Below are 17,062 nucleotides of genomic sequence, written 5' to 3'. Positions count from 1 at the left end.
ATAAGGAAACATTGCACAATATAGTATAGTTAATAAGGTGATATGATTTTAAATCATATTTTCCAACAACCTGAATATAAATATACTATATAATACAAATTTAAATAAAAAATAACCAACTCAAATAAGGAGTTTAGATGATAAAAATAATTAGTCTTGGGGGAGGGATAATCAATCCTAATCACATTAATACAACATACATTAAAAATTTAAAAAATCTTATTTTTCAATGGATAAAAAAAGAACCTAACAGAAAAGTTATTTTAATTACAGGAGGAGGAAAAACAGCAAGAGAATATCAAGATGCTTATAAGCAAATTAATCCTAAATTTAAAAATCATGAACTCGATGAAATTGGGATAATGGCAACTAAACTAAATGCAGCTCTTATAAGCAAAGCAATGCAACCACTTTGCATCAACGATATTGTAAGCAACCCAACTGAAGATTTTCAATTTAAAGGACAAATATTAGTTGCATCAGGATGGAAACCAGGATTTTCAACAGACTATATTACTGTAAAACTTGCAGAAAAGTTCAATTCAAACGAAATAATTAATTTAACCAATATTGATCAAATATATGATAAAGACCCAAAAAAATATAATGATGCAAAAGGGTTTAAAAACATCACTTGGAATGAATTACAAAATATTGTAGGAAAAGATTGGGAACCTGGTTCACATTTACCATTCGATCCAATAGCAACAGAACTAGCATTAAAACTTGGTATTAAAGCTTATATACTTAATGGCACTGATCTTACAAATTTACAAAAAGTTTTCGATAAAAATGATGATTTTTTAGGCACTATTATAGTAAAATAAAATCTATTGCCGGTATGGCGGAATTGGTAGACGCGTCAGACTCAAAATCTGATGGGAGCAATCTCGTGTCGGTTCGACTCCGACTACCGGTACTATTCTATAAACTTTTAAGTATTAAGTTTTTCAACAGCATTCTTATAAATCAAAATAAGATCCATAAGTTCATTTTCATTAATATATTCATTAATCTGATGAGCTGTATTATCTGAACCTTTAAATAATGGTCCAAAAGCAACACAATTTTTCAAAGCTCTTGAATAAGTTGCACCACCAATAGAAATAGGATTAACATCACTCTCACCTGTAAAATCCTGATAAACTTCCATTAAAGATGAAATAAATTTCAACTTGGAATCAACATAAAGAGGATCAAGAAAAGAAACTTCACTATAATTTAGAGAATATAAATCTAAAGTTTTCTTTATTAAATTTACTAAATCTTCCCTTTTATAACTTATAGGATACCTCATATCAAAAGACAAAATTTGATTAGATGTTTTAGACAATTTAATTTTTGTCAAACAAAGAGTAAGTTTTCCGGATTGCAAATCTTCCAAAATCTTCCCAAACAATTTCTCTCCATTGATAGTAAAACCAATCCTGTCTTCAAAAAAATCAATAAAATTACTTCTTATTCCTAAAGATTTAATAATATCTAATGCATAAGGAGCAACATTAACACCAAGTTCGGGTAAAGAAGCATGTGCAGAAATGCCATGAATTAAAACATTGTTTTCAAAAAACTTATACCTAATTTTACCATCAAAATTATCAAGCAAAATCCTAAAATCATCTTTATTAGCATCACCAAGCTCAAAAGAACATTCATCAGGAATAACATTATATCCTATACCAAGCTCAAGGTCCATAAAAAATTGTTCATCACTAATAACATCAAATTGCAATAACCCCTTCTCAGCATTAACAATAGGAAAATCACCATCAGGAGTAAAAGAAAAATCAGGAATCTCTTCGTTAATCTTATATTGCTCAATACAACGCCATGCAGTCTCTTCATCTGTTCCAAAAATCACTCTAAATCTCTTCTTAAAACAAATTTTCTCTAATAGCAACATTTTAAAAGCATAAAGAACAGCCATTAAAGGTCCCTTATCATCTAAAATACCTCTAGCATAAACTCTTCCATCTCTAAAACCAAGTTCAAAAGGATTTGAATACCATTTAGATATATTGCCAGCATCAACAATATCAATATGAGTTAAAATACCTATAAGTTCATCACCCTGACCTATCTCAGCAAAACCATAATATCCATCTGGATCTTTATAAACTTTAAAACCAATATCTCGAGCAATTTCTAATACTTTATCTAGACATAAATCAATTTGTTCTCCAAAAGGTTTACTCTTTAATGCAGGAGCATTAACACTATTAAATTTAATTAATTCCTCTAAATGAAAATAAAACTGTTTATCTAGCTTAAAACTCATAAGACTAAACCTTACGATAATCTAAAAATAAAGATTAAAATATAAAAATTAAAATATTTTTGATATTGTGTGCATAAGAGTATCGGGATTGAAAGGTTTAACAAGCCAACCAGTAGCGCCAGCTTTACGACCTTCATCAACTTTCGATTGTTCAGATTCAGTAGTTAAAACAAGTATTGGAACAAAACTTCCAAGCTCTCTTATCTCTTTTATCACTCCTATTCCATCTAAATTAGGCATATTGATATCTGTAATTACTAGATCAAAATCTTTATCACTCTGTCCAACAGCCTCCTTAAACTTAGATACACCCTCAAGACCATCCTGAGCCTCAGCAACCACAAAACCATTCTGCTCCAAAATATAAGCAACACTTTGCCTAATAGCTCTATTGTCATCTATAACCAAAATCCTTTTTTGCATGAAACGCTCCTAAACCCATACAAAAGTATACAAAAGTTAGAATAAAATTACACTACCCTCATCAAATGAATGAACATCCTTTTCATCTTCAATAAGCGATAATAAATACTTCTTATGAACAAACAAAGTAAATCTATTAGCAATTCTACGAATAAACTCTTTATCTTCCACTTCAATACACTTAAAATCGTGTTTTAATAACTCTGAATCAAGATTACTATTAATATCATTTTCTATGTCAATTAAAATCTTTTCAATATTTATAAGATCCTCTCGTAAAGCTTTTATACTATGAATATCTAATTTTACCTCTTCAAATATTTCCAAAAAATTAACGGGAAACATTTCATAAGATAATACATGATCAATAGCTATCCTTTTTATCTCAACAATATTACCCTTTATCTCTATAAACAATTTCTTAAACTTATTAAAATAATTTTTTTCAATATAAAAGCGATTGTCACAATCTTTTACAACTTTTTCAAAAAAGAATATTATTTGAGATAGAAATTCTCGTCCTTTAGTAATATTTAAATCAATATTATTAATAATTTTGGACATTTCAGAAATATTGCCTTCCATATCTTCAAGTTCAACTCTCTTTACAACCTCTATTTTAGAAGCTATATTGATATTTTGAAATCGAGAAGAAATAGCTGAAATATTTGAAAACATTAATTCTAAAGATTTAACAAGCTTAATTTGTTCATAATAAAGATTTAAAAAATTAGAATTATTTTTCTCAACATCATCTATTCTCCTAAGTAAATTTGATAAGATAATAGAACAAGATTCAACAGACTTTGAAATATCAACATATGAAGAATTATCTGACTTTAAATCATTAATGACTTGAATAGAAGAAATAGATGTATCAATAAATTCTTCAAAAGCCATACAATTTTCGTCTAATTTAGAAATAACATCCCTAATTATCATTCTAGAAGAATCTGTAAAAACAGATAAAATTTTTAATTTTTGAATTTCACTTATATCCCTAAATTTAAAAACATCAATGCTAGAATACATAACATTTAAATGATGTAAAGACTGAGTAAGTCGATCTTGAAATTGTAGATAAGATACAGCATTTACAAATTTAAATTTAAATTCATGAAGTATTTTTAATACATTATCATAAAATGCAATAACCTCTCCAATACTTCCTGCAAATTCATCGATATTTTTTATCAAATCCTCTTTAAATTCTTCAAGAATTTTATTCTCAGCTGTATTATTTTCAAGTACCTGCTCTTTAGCCCGATCAAGTCCAACCTTAATATCTCTACCCTTACTAGTTAGCTGATCTGCTTGCTTAATCATAGATTGAGTTAAGGTTTTAATCTCATTTGTAATATAAGAAAAAGCACCGCCAGCTCTCCCAGCTCTCATGGCAACAGTCAGTGTATTAATCGACATTATCTCCATATCGATAGAACTTTTTTTCATTTTTTCAATTACATCTTCAAGAATTTCTATATCCTTAACCTTATCCCGTATTATACTAAATTGAGACTCAAGAATCTCAGTTGACGAATTAAAATAAAATACGAAATCATTAAGTACGCTTATTACTTTAGATATAAAATTATTTAAAGAATAGTCATTATCAACATCAAGATCAGAAATAAACCCAATATTAAAAGACAAATCTTTAATATCTTTAGAAAGTTTTTCTATTAACCTAGGAATTGATTTACTTAAGCTTGCATAAACTTGCCTTGAACGATTATCAAAAGTTTCAAGTTCTGTTAATACCTTATTAATGTGCGAATCAATATCCAAAAATTTATCATTATTTTCCATTAAGATCTCCTTAAAATACACTCAGATATTTTATTTAAAGGAAGGACCTTATCCACAGCACCTATCTTGATTGCCTCCATAGGCATACCAAATACTACAGAAGTTAATTGATCTTGTGCAATATTATATGCACCACTATTTTTCATTTCAAGCATACAACTAGCACCATCATCCCCCATTCCCGTAAGCATAACTCCAATGGCATTCTCTCCTGCATACATAGCAGCAGAACGAAATAACACATTAACGGAAGGTTTATGTCTGCTAACTGGAGGCCCATCAATTAGATGAGTAAAATAATTTCCATTAGCATATTTCACAATTAAATGATAATGACCATTTGCAATTATTACAAGACCAGGTCTTAAAATATCTCCATCTTCAGCTTCTTTTACATCAACTTCAAATTCATTATTCAAACTTTTTGCAAAAGATGTTGTAAAACCCCCAGGCATATGTTGCACAATTACAATTGGAGGAGAATCTTTTTTGAATAATTTTAAAAAAACTCTTAAAGCCTCAGTACCACCAGTTGAAGCCCCAACAAAAATAATTTTTCCTGTCTTATTTTTATTAATTACACCTTGATACTTCAGAATAACATCTGGACCATTTTTAGGAGAAACATTAATAACATCTGCCACTTTATAACTTTTGGTTATATTAGTAATATCTCTCTCAGACTCTTTACTTTCAGTTTTTTCAAAAAAATCAGGAGATTTTATTCTCTTACTTTCAAAAGAAGCTACAAACTTATGATCTACTAATTTCTTAATTTCTGATTTGATTAAATCTAAATAATCACTTCTAAATAAATTAACTGTAAGTTTAAAATTAAGTTTATTGATTATTAATTTAATCTTATCCTTTTTAGAATCAAGAAAACCAAATTTTGGATAAACTTCATTCTCTGCTATAAAAATAACAGGAAGTGAAATATTATTAAGAACATTGTTAAGTGCATTTCCAAAATGTGACTTAGCCGTATTTTCATCAATAATAACTACATCAGGAAATTTTTGCAAAAAAATATTAATAAGATTTAAAGGATTAGAACCTGGATTTAATATCTCAACATCTGCATCCTTAGAAAAGGCTCTAACAAAAACCTGTCTTATAAGACCTTGAATATCAATTACCAATATTTTCATTATTATTATTTAATATAAACCTACCTTTATAAAAACCAAGATATCTTACTCTAAGAATATACTACCTTATAATTTTAGTTATATTATCAACATCAATGACTAATGCCAAACTGCCATCTCCTAGTATTGTAGCTCCAGAAACTCCTTCTACTTTAGAATAAATCTTACCTAAAGTTTTTATAACGGTTTGATGTTGCCCTAAAACCTCATCTACCACAATTCCTATTTTACCACTATTTGTGTTAACAACAACAACATGTTCACTATTACTTTTTGCATTAGATATTTCAAAAAATTCCCTCAACCTTATGAAGCTAATCATACTTCCCCTATAATTCATGACATTACTACCACTTTCAAGTCCGTATACCCTAGAATCCAATTTATCAGCCTCAAGACAAGATTCAACATTAGACAAAGGAACAATAAAATACTGATCGCAAACCCTAACAAGCCATCCTTCAATAATTGCTAAGGTCAAAGGAAAAATTAATTTTATTCGGGTATATTTACCAAACTCACTCTCAATAACTACATTCCCTCTAAGAGACTCTACCTGTTTTTTAACAACATCCATTCCAACACCACGACCCGATATATTTGTAACAACATCAGCTGTTGAAAATCCAGATTCAAAAATTAAATTATAAATATCAATATCAGATAAAGTTCTAGATATAGCCTCAGATATTATATTTTTCTCTATAGCTCTCTTAATTATCTTATGTTTATCAAGTCCCCTACCATCATCTTCAATAACAACAATTACAGAATCACCTGATTGTTGTGCAGAAAGCCTAATTATTCCATGGGACTTCTTTCCTGCCTTTACTCTCTCTTCATCAAGTTCAATTCCATGATCGATTGAATTTCTAATTAAGTGTACCAAAGGCTCATTTAACCTTTCAATAATACTCTTATCAAGAACGGTATCACCACCTTGAGAATAATAATGAATTGACTTACCAAGCTGAACAGACAAATCTTTAACTATTCTTTGGAACTTGACAAATAAAATCTCAATAGGAACTGTTCTAAGTCCTGTAGTATAATCTCTAAGTTCATTAATCAGCAAAGAAAATTCAGCTGAAATTGAATTTAAAACATTATTATTACTAGTCTCAGCCTCTTTAGCAAGCTTAGAATGAATCGTCACAAGTTCACCAACAAGGTTTACCAAATGATCTAATTTTTTTGAATCAACTTTAATACTTGCAATATTTACTTTACTCTTAGCATTATCATCATTAACATTATGTTCGCCACTATTAAAGGCCATTTTATTATATAATTCTTGTGAATTTGATAAATTTTGCTCTTGCTCAGAAAACATCTCATTAACATTTTGAGTTACATTATTTAATAAAAAAGAATCATCTGTTATCTCATAAGATGCATCAACTTCCTCAATAACAAATGTCGACTGTCCATCCACAAATATAAAAACATCCTCGATAGTACTTTTACTCTCTCCCGTCTCCAACTTTAATTCCCACTCAACATAAACATTATCAGGAGATATCAATTCCAGATCAGGAATATTTTTTACTCTAGCCTTAACTTGTCCATTTCCCAAATTCAATAACTTTTTTAACAAATTAATTGGTTTGTGCCCATGAAATAAAATTCCCCTTGAAGGAATAAAAAGAATCCTATACACTTTAATCTCAACATTCAAAGCCTCATCTTCATATTTATTTTGATTTAAAGACAAATTTAATTCTGCTTCTTGAGAATCCAAATTAATTGATGAATTTTGAATTTTACTATTAGTAGCTAAAACCATATCTTTAGCAACACCAATATTAATACCAAGTCCCTTCTTAATTGCATCTATTAAACTGTTTTCACGGGTCTTATATACAATCTCATCAATAGCTTCATCTCCCTCAATGAGTTCACGAATAAAATCAACCGCCATCAAAGTAGCATCAACAGTACTTTGATTAAATTTATTAACACCCACCTTGATAGAATCAAGAATCGTCTCTATTTCATGCACAAGAGAAGCTGTAAAATTAAAACCAAACATCCCTGCACTACCCTTTATTGTATGAAAATTCCTAAAAATAGAATTGATAACCTCTTTTCCCGATTCAAATTCAATATTAAGAAGTGCATGTTCAATATCTGAAATATTCTCTATAGACTCTTCTTTAAAAGAATCCTTAAATTTATCAATCATATCACTACTATTCATAAATTGCCCTTAAACACATAAAATTAAAATTCAATTAAACTAAGGCCCAAATCCAAGTTATCAACATCCTCAATATCTATTAAAAATCCACCATATATTAATGAACTTAAAACCTCATCAGAAGGATATTCTATCTTTATAAATAAATTCCTATCCTTGGCATACTTATTAGAAGCATATAAGATTTGTATAAAAGTAACATCTATTTTTTCTACGTTTGCAAGATTAATTACTAATGTTTCTTTTTCTTTCATATCTTTCAGAATATTTAGCAGATCTTCCTTAACTTTAAAAATATTATTTACTACAAGTTCCCCTTCTGGTTTATAAATCATAACACTCAAAGCTCCTACTCGTCATCAGGACCATTTATTGTAGTATTTTTAAATTGAGAGAGTTCTTTAATATCAAACAAATTTTTTATATCAAGAATAACAACAAATTTATCATTATGTTTACCAATACCAGATATAAATTTTGAATTGAAACCCGAACCAATCCTTGGAGCATCATCGATATCCGATGAACTTAACTCAAGAACCTCTTTAACATGATCCACTAAAATTCCAAGATTCAATTCATCGCCTTCATACGTTAAAGTCAATATAATAATATTTGAAGTATTAATTTCTTTTTTCTTAACCTCATCATCACTAACTTTACGCTCTTCCATGCCAAATTGCTTTCTAATATCAATTATTGGAACTATCTTTCCTCTATTGTTGATTATTCCTGCCATATAATCAGGAGTTCTTGGTATCTTTGAGATTTTAGTATATTCTAATACTTCAACAACATATTTAATCTCAATTGCATAAAGCTCATCTAAACTAAATAGAAGATACTGATTTAATGTATCTTGTATATCTACCTCTAATTCCATAAGTGCCTCTTAATAATATAACTAACTAAAATAACTTTCATAGGTTTTATTTAAATTTATGTACCTAAAAACACCATTATGTATCAATTATAAATCAAAAACCTCAATACTAAACAAATATCAAACGTTCAAATATTACACATAACAAAAATACATCCTAATACAATTATCCTACAAAATATAAAAAAAAAATATAAATGCCAATCAATAATTAAAAAATAACAACACGTAATAATCTAAACTGCCTATAATAAATACATTTTCTTTATTACAATAAATTGAATTATATCAATCCAGAATTAAATTTATATATTAAATCTTTATATTAAAGGAGAACCCGTGAAACAAAAAAATATATTTATCTTAATATTGTTATTATTGTCAACTTCCGCTTTTGCCAATTCAACAGCAAGAAGTAATTTTGGAATAGGAATTTTATTACCATTTCCAATTGCATTAGAATTTAACATTGAAAACTTTGACATAGACTTAGGAATTTATAATGGAGCAAACAATCTTTTTAAAGATTGGCAAACTTTATTTCTTGCGATAGACTACATATTTTATATGCATACTTTTAAAGGATTAAATCAAATGCTTAACTTTTCGATTGGTGGTGGCGGCTATGGAACAATATGGTTCTCCAGATGGAGTCATACACACACAAATAGTGGTCCAATAAGCATAGGAGCCAGATTGCCACTAATATTAAATCTTGCAATATTTATAAAAAAATTTGACGTATTTTTAAAAGTAGCACCTGGTCTTGGAATAAATATTTGGAATGGAGGAGCTGGATTTAGATGGGAAATATTTGCTACTCTTGGTATTAGGTATTGGTTTACATAAATTTATAAAGAGAAGTATCAATGACTTCTCTTTATAAATAAAATAATAAATACAAGCCAATTCTAACGCAATGTACAGCAAATAAGTAAACTGCTATAATACAACCTTACTTAAAATTTGACAATATAAATTTTATATAAAATAATAACTAATATTGGTTACGTTTGTTTTAAAATTAAGCATACACTTAAGATGAGAGGATTCATTATCAAATGAAAAAAATAATTTTATTTTTTATATTAATAAATTGTTTTAATAGCGCAGCAAAAGATAAACATCCAAAAAACAAAGGTTATTTTGGAATTGGAATACTAGGGCCATTTCCAAATGCAATACAACTTACTTTAGCAAAAAACATCGAAATAGAATTTGGAATTTACAATGGACTCAAAAATCTATTCCAAAATTTTCATACATTATTTACATCTATAGAATTCAATATATTCTCATCAAACTCATTTAACAAACCTAAACCCATAAATACATCACTTGGAATAGGAATTTATGGGTTATGGTGGATATCTAAATGGCAAAAAACACATAAAATATATAATTCAACAAATATAGGTATCAAAATTTCGCTATCCTTAATTTTACCAATTATCAAAAGACATTTTGATTTATTTTTAAAAGTAGGCCCAGGAATAAACATATGGGGAATAGGAAATGATTATCCAAAACACAAATGGGAAGTATTTGCTGGACTTGGTATAAAACTTTGGGTTGCATAAAAAATACAAAATATCATTAACATTAACTATCAAAAAATTCAATTAATAAGATTTTCATATAAAATTTATTAATCATTAAAAATAAAATATAATGAGATAAAAACATGAATTGTTGGGGACATCATGCAAAAAATAATGCTAATAATACTAACATCAAGTATGTGGATTAATTCATTTGGTAAAAGTTCATATTTAGATAGAACAATAGGATTTGGTGGAAGCATTGGAAATCCAATATTTAATTACATCATGTCATTTCCATTTATTGATATTGAAATAGGCTATGGAGGAACTAATGGGATTAAATTACCACAAAGTATACTCAAATCTAAAAAATATGATTTCAATGTATTTGTACTCTCGGCCATTGATTTAATATTTATAATATCATTAATAGAAAAATTATCTATCGGAACAGGAATTGGAGGAAACATACACATATCATCCCACAAATCAAATTTTGAAAGCATGGAAATAGGTTTTGGATTTAGAATTCCAATAGCTATTTTTTACGATATAACAGAACATATAGAAATTGGATTTAAAATAGCACCTTCAATAGAATTTGTATCAAGTCCACAATCTATCGCATACCATTATCTTTATGCAGGATTTAAAATAAATATAATAGGAGGAATATTCATTAAATATTATATTTAAACACATAACCTAAATTATTCCCAACTACTATGAAAAAATTCACCCCTATTTGAATCTATTCTCTCAAAGCTGTGTGCACCAAAAAAATCTCTCTGGGCCTGAATTAAATTTGCTGGCAAATAATTAGTAGCATAAGAGTCTAGAAAAGAAAGACTTGCATAAAATGCTGGCAATGGTATCCCAATTTCACTGGCCTTTGAAACTATACGTCTTAAAGATTTATGATGATTCTTTATTATATCCAAAAAATAATCATCAAAAAGCAAATTAATAAGATGTGGATTTTTATCATAAGCTAACTTAATTTTATCCAAAAAAACACTCTTAATAATACAACCTTCTCTCCAAATTAAAGAAATTTTTCCTAAATTCAAATCCCAAACATAATTAGCTGATGCATTCTTAAGAATCATAAATCCTTGAGAATAAGCTAATATTTTAGCAACTAAAAGAGAATAATAGAGATCTAAAATCCAATCACTCAGATCAAATTCAACACACTCCACATCCATTTTAAGGATATCACTAGCAATTACTCGTTCATGTTTCAATACTGACAAAGATCTTGCAAACATAGATTCAAAAATCAAATTTGCTGGTACATTTAAATGCAAAGCTTCAATTGATACCCACTTTCCAGTACCTTTTTGATTTGCAACATCTAAAATTTTATCAATTAAATATTCATTATTCTCTTTATATTTTAAAATTTTAGATGTTATTTCTATCAAATAACTAGATAGCTCACCTTCTGACCACTTATCAAATACTTCAGCAATTCTCAAATTATCTAAATTAAAAGCCCGCTTCATAAAAAAATATGCTTCACCAATAAGTTGCATATCGGCATATTCAATTCCATTATGAACCATCTTTACATAATGTCCAACTCCATCTTTGCCTAAATAAGCAGAACAAACATCCCCCTCATTAGTCTTAGCAGCTATTTTATTTAAAATAGGTTCTATTAATTCATAAGCTTTTTTATTTCCTCCATACATAAAAGAAGCTCCAAATCTTGCGCCTCTCTCACCACCTGAAATTCCAAGCCCAACAAAATAAATATCCCTAGAAGATAATTCTTGCTCTCTTCTTATAGTATCTTTATAATAAGAATTGCCACCATCAATAATAATATCGAATTTTTCAACAAAAGGTAAAATTTGCTCAATAACTTCATCAACAGCCGAATTTGATACCATTAAAATAATCTTTCTGGGTTTTTTTAAACTTCCAATAAAAGTCTCAATATCACTTACACCACTAATTTTTTTATGCGAATTATTTGCAAGAAAAACTTCTGTTTTTTCATTATCCCTATTATAAACATAAACATTAAAACCATTATCGGCAATGTTTAATGCCAAATTACTACCCATAACTCCTAGTCCATAAATACCAATATCCATTGCATTATCCCCTATCGTAATTTTTTTCATAAAAAAATTATTTATTCATTATTTTTAGATTATGTTATATTATAAAAAAAGTAAAGATTAAACGAATACAAGATAGGAGAATTCTATGAAAAAACAATTTGATACAGAAGTCAATGATTTACTTTATTTAATCATACATTCTCTTTACTCACATAAAGAAATATTTTTAAGAGAATTAATATCAAATGCTTCTGATGCTATTGATAAACTTAAATTTTTAAACATCACAGATGAAAAATTTAAAGATATAAAATTAGATCCCAGAATAGATATAAATTTTGATGAAAAATCCATCACAATAAAAGATAATGGAATTGGAATGAACAGAGAGGATTTAATTAATCACCTCGGAACAATTGCAAAATCAGGAACTAAAGAATTTATTAACAACTTAAAAAAAGATGAAAAAAAAGCTGCAAGCCTAATTGGACAATTTGGTGTTGGTTTTTACAGTGCTTTTATTGTGGCAGACAAAGTTGAGGTTATAACAAAAAAAGCTCTAGACAATATTGCATATATTTGGTCTAGTGATGGCAAAACAGGATATGAAATCAATGAAACAAGTAAAGATGAGAATGGAACTGAAATAATACTTCACCTTAATGAAGAGGGAACCGAATATGCTAACAAATGGAAAATTCAAGAAATTATAAAAAAATACTCAAATCACATAAGTTACCCTATCTTTATTAAATATAGAGAACCTATAATGAAGGACGGTAAACAAGAGGGATTTGAAGAGAAAGAAGATAAATTAAACGATACAACAGCTATTTGGACAAAAAATAAAAATGAAATCTCTAATGAAGAATACAATGAATTTTATAAAAATTTAACTTTTGATTATGAGAATCCATTAATTCATATCCATACAAAAGCCGAGGGAAGTATTGAATACACAAATCTTTTTTATGTTCCAAGCAAAGCTTCCTATGACCTATACTATCCAAATACTAAACCTGGCGTAAAATTATTTATAAATAGAATTTTTATTTCAGATTCTGCTGATAGTCTGCTTCCAAATTATTTAAGATTTATAAAAGGAATAATAGATTGCCAAGACTTACCCCTAAATGTAAGTAGGGAAATTTTACAACAAAATAAAACATTAGCCAAAATAAAGGCATCTTCTGTAAAAAAAATACTTAGTGAGCTTGAAAAATTAAGTGAAAACGACTCCACCAAATTCAATGAATTTTCTAAAGAATTTGGAAGATGTTTAAAAGAAGGGGTTTATTCAGATTTTGATAATAGAAACAAACTAATATCTCTAATTAGATTCAAATCTTCTAATGTAAATGGATTTGTATCACTAAAAGAATATAAAGATAGAATGCCTGCAGAACAAAAAAGCATATATTACATAACTGGAGGCAAAGAAAATATCCTTAAAATCAACCCTATTGTAAATGCTTATAAAGATAGAGGATACGAAACTCTCATTATGGATGATGAGATTGACGAAGCTATTTTAAATTTCATAACAGAATATGAGGGCATTAAATTAAAAGCAATAAATAAAAATGAAACAAGTGATGAATTAAAAGATGAAAATTTCAAAAAAATAGAAGAAGAATTTCAAGACATACTGTCTAAAATAAAAGAAATCTTAAAAGATCATGTTAAAGATGTTTCATTATCAGCAACTCTCATACAAGAACCATCAGCAATAATAATTGACAGCACTGATCCTACTTATCAAATGCAAAAAATCATGATATCAATGGGACAAGAAGTTAAAGAAACAAAACCCATTCTTGAACTTAATCCAAACAATAAAATTATTAAAAATTTAAAAAATTTAGATGATACAACCTTAGAAAAAATAAGCATCATTCTTCTTGAAGAAGCAATAATAACTTCAGGACTGCCAAGTAAAAATCCAAATCAATTTATAAACATAATAAATGAAATGTTAGAAAGCAATATATAATAAAAGTAAGTTCGCAGACACATGAGTCTGCGAACTTACTTTTTAACTCTAAGAACTATATCTTTTCCCGCTTCAACAGGACTAGCTTGAAGTATTTTAGTCTCAATATCTTCATTTAAAGTAGTAGTAGAAGAGACAAAATATTCAGAACCATCATCAAGCTTGCCAAACACATATTCAATGCTTGAAACTTCATCAGAATTTGCAATAACAACAGGAGTAACTATTGACTCTGCATGGGCTTTTAAATACTCAAGATCAAGCCTAATAATAACATCACCCTGCTTAACACTCATACCTTCCTCAGCAACTCTTGTAAATCCCTTACCATTCAAATTAAGAGTATTAATACCAAAATGCACAAAAATTTCAATTCCTTCTTTGGTTTCAAGACTAAATGCATGATTAGTTTTAAAAATTTTACCAATACTCCCATCACAAGGTGCAACAAGTTCATTTCCAGTAGGCATAATTGCAATTCCATCACCAACTATTTTTTCAGCAAAAGCCTCATCTGGAACCTTGTCAATTGAAACAACTTTTCCACTAACAGGAGCTATCAAATCTAAAGTAGCCACCTTTTTAAAAAAACCTAAAAATCCCATAAGTTAATCTCCTATATATTTATCTAAAAATTTTAAAGTCTCTGATTCTGATTTGCTATTTAAAACTTTAATTGCCAACTCATTCAAATCAGACATAGTATATTTTCTAAGCAAATACTTAATCCTAAGAGAAGCACTAGGAACCATACTCAGAGATTTAAATCCAAGTCCAATGAGAATTAAAGCTCCAGCTTCATCTCCTCCAAGTTCACCACAAACAGAAACATCAATACCAGCATTATCACCAGCATCAAAAACATTCTTGATCAATTTTAAAACAGCAGGATTATATTTATCATATAAATTTGATATTTTCTGATTACCCCTATCTACAGCCAAAGTATACTGAGTTAAATCATTGGTACCAATACTAAAGAAATCCAATTTATCAGCAAGTTCAGATGCTAATAAAGCAGCAGAAGGAACTTCTATCATACATCCAACTTCTAAATTTTCATCAAAAGGTAAGTTCCTAGATTTTAAATTTGTTTTGGCTTTATCTACAAAATGATTAATTATTTCAAGCTCCTCATACCTAGCAAGCATAGGAACCATAATCCTTACTTTGCCATAATGGCTAGCTCTAAAAATTGCATTAAATTGACTTTGGATCAAACTTTCATAATCCATATACATTCTAAGAGCACGATATCCTAGAAAAGGATTTTCTTCCTTTGGAAAATTAAAATATGGAATTTCTTTATCTCCTCCAATATCAAGAGTACGAATAGTAACAACACCTTTTTTTTCAATATTCTCAACAACTCTTTTATAAGCTTCAAACTGCTCATCTTCTGTAGGCGGCTTTAAAGACTCCATATATAAAAATTCTGTCCTAAAAAGCCCTATACCATCAAGTCCATATTTATTAACATAAAAAATATCTGTTGGAGTTCCAATATTAGCCTTTAGAAATATTTTAATACCATCTTTTGTTACTGCATCTTGATTTTTCAATTCAAAAAGCTCTTTCTCATGTTCATTATGTTTTAATATCTTATGAGCATATTTATCAAGTTCACTAGATGAAGGATTACTAATAATTATTGAAGAGAGTCCATCAATTATCAACTGTTCACCCTCTTTGATTTTATCAATATCTAAAGGTGACATCACAAGAGCTGGAAGTCCCATTGTTCTTGCTAAAATAGCAGCATGCGAAGTTTCACCACCAACCGTGGTGACAAAACCCTTAACATAACTTAAATCAACCTGCATCGTATCAGAAGGTGTTAATTCTTCAGTAATTAAAACCACATCTCTCTTAACCTCAGCAAGATCAACTACCTTATCTAAAATATTTGCAATAAGTCTATTTCTAATGTCTTTAAAATCAGAAGCTCTCTCTTTTAAATAAACATCTGCATATCTTTCTACACTTGCTATCAATTCTTTAAAAGATAGATAAACAGCATAAGCAGCACCACAATTTTCATTCTTAATAAAATTTATAACAGACTCAGAAAGCTCATCATCTTCAATAATTAACATCTGTCCTTCAAAAATGCCTTCCTTATCAGCTCCAAGCTGAGATACAACCTTTTTTGTAAGGTCTCTTAACACAGATATAGCCTTTAACTTAGCATCATTAAACTTTTTTATCTCACCATCAATTTGTGAAGAAGTAATTTTTGATTTATCAATTAATTTATCAAAATCTTTCTTGATAAAAAGTGCTTCTCCAATACCTATCCCTTTAGATATTCTTTTCCCCGATAAAGTCATATTAACCTTCCACACTTATTCTTTAAAAGATTCAATAAGTTCAACAAGTTCATTAACAGCTCTCTCCTCATCATCACCATCAGCACAAACCATAAGCTTCTTACCAGAAGATAACTCTAGAGTTTGCAATCTAAACAAACTTTTGCCGCTAACAGATTTTCCATCAGCTTCAATAGTTACATCACTAGCATACTCCTTAGCCTTTTTGACAAATGTTGATGCTGGTCTAACATGTAAACCATTAACAGCCTTAATTGTAGCCTCTTTTTTAACCATAAGCTTAAGCCCCTTATTTGAATAATTATTTTTTGATTAAATTACTAACAAATAAATATTATAATGCATAAAAACAAATTGATAAATTAAATTCTATTGC

General features: G+C 28.5%; 16 protein-coding genes and 1 tRNA gene. 6 read left to right on the top strand and 11 right to left on the bottom strand.

Annotation, left to right across the window (positions count from 1 at the left end):
• Nucleotides 1–137 precede the first annotated feature (137 nt).
• Nucleotides 138–827 (top strand): UMP kinase, encoded by a 690-nt coding sequence (gene pyrH, locus U880_RS0103905; RefSeq protein ID WP_024654840.1) that lies wholly within the window; start codon nucleotides 138–140, stop codon nucleotides 825–827.
• A gap of 8 nt (nucleotides 828–835) precedes the next feature.
• Nucleotides 836–919 (top strand) — tRNA-Leu (locus U880_RS0103900).
• A gap of 15 nt (nucleotides 920–934) precedes the next feature.
• Here the strand turns inward: U880_RS0103900 and U880_RS0103895 are convergent.
• From U880_RS0103895 to U880_RS0103865, 7 genes are all read right to left on the bottom strand, one after another.
• Complete coding sequence (locus U880_RS0103895) at nucleotides 935–2,278, bottom strand: Sapep family Mn(2+)-dependent dipeptidase (RefSeq protein WP_038359208.1); 1,344 nt, start codon at nucleotides 2,276–2,278, stop codon at nucleotides 935–937.
• A gap of 48 nt (nucleotides 2,279–2,326) precedes the next feature.
• The gene (locus U880_RS0103890) at nucleotides 2,327–2,701 is read right to left on the bottom strand and encodes a response regulator (RefSeq protein WP_024654838.1); all 375 of its coding nucleotides are present in this window, start codon (nucleotides 2,699–2,701) and stop codon (nucleotides 2,327–2,329) included.
• Between the two features lie 36 nt (nucleotides 2,702–2,737).
• Entirely contained in the window at nucleotides 2,738–4,510 is a 1,773-nt protein-coding gene (locus U880_RS0103885; RefSeq protein ID WP_024654837.1) for a BB0569 family chemotaxis protein, read from the bottom strand.
• Nucleotides 4,510–5,661, bottom strand: coding sequence for a chemotaxis protein CheB (locus tag U880_RS0103880; RefSeq protein WP_024654836.1), 1,152 nt, complete (start codon nucleotides 5,659–5,661; stop codon nucleotides 4,510–4,512). The genes U880_RS0103885 and U880_RS0103880 overlap by 1 nt, the downstream gene beginning before the upstream one ends.
• A gap of 61 nt (nucleotides 5,662–5,722) precedes the next feature.
• Nucleotides 5,723–7,861, bottom strand: coding sequence for a chemotaxis protein CheA (locus U880_RS0103875; protein WP_024654835.1), 2,139 nt, complete (start codon nucleotides 7,859–7,861; stop codon nucleotides 5,723–5,725).
• A 23-nt stretch (nucleotides 7,862–7,884) separates the two neighbouring features.
• Nucleotides 7,885–8,196 carry an STAS domain-containing protein gene (locus U880_RS0103870; protein ID WP_024654834.1) on the bottom strand — a complete coding sequence of 104 codons (312 nt, stop codon included), beginning with the start codon at nucleotides 8,194–8,196 and terminating at the stop codon, nucleotides 7,885–7,887.
• 14 nt (nucleotides 8,197–8,210) lie between these two features.
• On the bottom strand, nucleotides 8,211–8,744 hold the full coding sequence (locus U880_RS0103865; RefSeq protein WP_024654833.1) for a chemotaxis protein CheW: 534 nt from the start codon (nucleotides 8,742–8,744) through the stop codon (nucleotides 8,211–8,213).
• A 339-nt stretch (nucleotides 8,745–9,083) separates the two neighbouring features.
• Here U880_RS0103865 and U880_RS0103860 point away from each other — a divergent pair, with 339 nt between their 5' ends.
• The 3 genes from U880_RS0103860 to U880_RS0103850 all read left to right on the top strand — a co-directional run bounded on the left by U880_RS0103860 (nucleotide 9,084) and on the right by U880_RS0103850 (nucleotide 10,984).
• Nucleotides 9,084–9,593, top strand: a complete 510-nt coding sequence (locus U880_RS0103860) for a BAPKO_0422 family outer member beta-barrel protein (RefSeq protein ID WP_024654832.1) — start codon at nucleotides 9,084–9,086, stop codon at nucleotides 9,591–9,593.
• 212 nt (nucleotides 9,594–9,805) lie between these two features.
• On the top strand, nucleotides 9,806–10,324 hold the full coding sequence (locus U880_RS0103855; protein ID WP_024654831.1) for a BAPKO_0422 family outer member beta-barrel protein: 519 nt from the start codon (nucleotides 9,806–9,808) through the stop codon (nucleotides 10,322–10,324).
• Between the two features lie 123 nt (nucleotides 10,325–10,447).
• Nucleotides 10,448–10,984: a BAPKO_0422 family outer member beta-barrel protein gene (locus tag U880_RS0103850; RefSeq protein WP_024654830.1), complete on the top strand. Its 537-nt coding sequence runs from the start codon at nucleotides 10,448–10,450 to the stop codon at nucleotides 10,982–10,984.
• 14 nt (nucleotides 10,985–10,998) lie between these two features.
• On the opposite strand, the gene gnd is transcribed toward U880_RS0103850, so the two are convergent.
• Nucleotides 10,999–12,393 carry a decarboxylating NADP(+)-dependent phosphogluconate dehydrogenase gene (gene gnd / locus U880_RS0103845; protein ID WP_024654829.1) on the bottom strand — a complete coding sequence of 465 codons (1,395 nt, stop codon included), beginning with the start codon at nucleotides 12,391–12,393 and terminating at the stop codon, nucleotides 10,999–11,001.
• A gap of 115 nt (nucleotides 12,394–12,508) precedes the next feature.
• On the opposite strand from gnd, the gene htpG reads away from it, so the two are divergent.
• Nucleotides 12,509–14,356, top strand: a complete 1,848-nt coding sequence (gene htpG, locus U880_RS0103840) for a molecular chaperone HtpG (protein ID WP_024654828.1) — start codon at nucleotides 12,509–12,511, stop codon at nucleotides 14,354–14,356.
• 35 nt (nucleotides 14,357–14,391) lie between these two features.
• Here htpG and crr read toward each other — a convergent pair whose 3' ends face one another.
• Genes crr through U880_RS0103825 form a run of 3 tightly spaced genes read right to left on the bottom strand, consistent with a single transcriptional unit; the run spans nucleotide 14,392 to nucleotide 16,962 of the window.
• Nucleotides 14,392–14,961, bottom strand: coding sequence for a PTS glucose transporter subunit IIA (gene crr / locus U880_RS0103835; RefSeq protein WP_024654827.1), 570 nt, complete (start codon nucleotides 14,959–14,961; stop codon nucleotides 14,392–14,394).
• Between the two features lie 3 nt (nucleotides 14,962–14,964).
• Entirely contained in the window at nucleotides 14,965–16,686 is a 1,722-nt protein-coding gene (gene ptsP / locus U880_RS0103830; protein ID WP_024654826.1) for a phosphoenolpyruvate--protein phosphotransferase, read from the bottom strand.
• A 15-nt stretch (nucleotides 16,687–16,701) separates the two neighbouring features.
• Complete coding sequence (locus tag U880_RS0103825) at nucleotides 16,702–16,962, bottom strand: HPr family phosphocarrier protein (protein WP_024654825.1); 261 nt, start codon at nucleotides 16,960–16,962, stop codon at nucleotides 16,702–16,704.
• Nucleotides 16,963–17,062: the final 100 nt, after the last annotated feature.

It is taken from the genome of Borrelia hispanica CRI, from assembly GCF_000500065.1.
Classification (GTDB): domain Bacteria; phylum Spirochaetota; class Spirochaetia; order Borreliales; family Borreliaceae; genus Borrelia; species Borrelia hispanica.
This window is presented reverse-complemented; position numbering and strand designations above follow the sequence as displayed.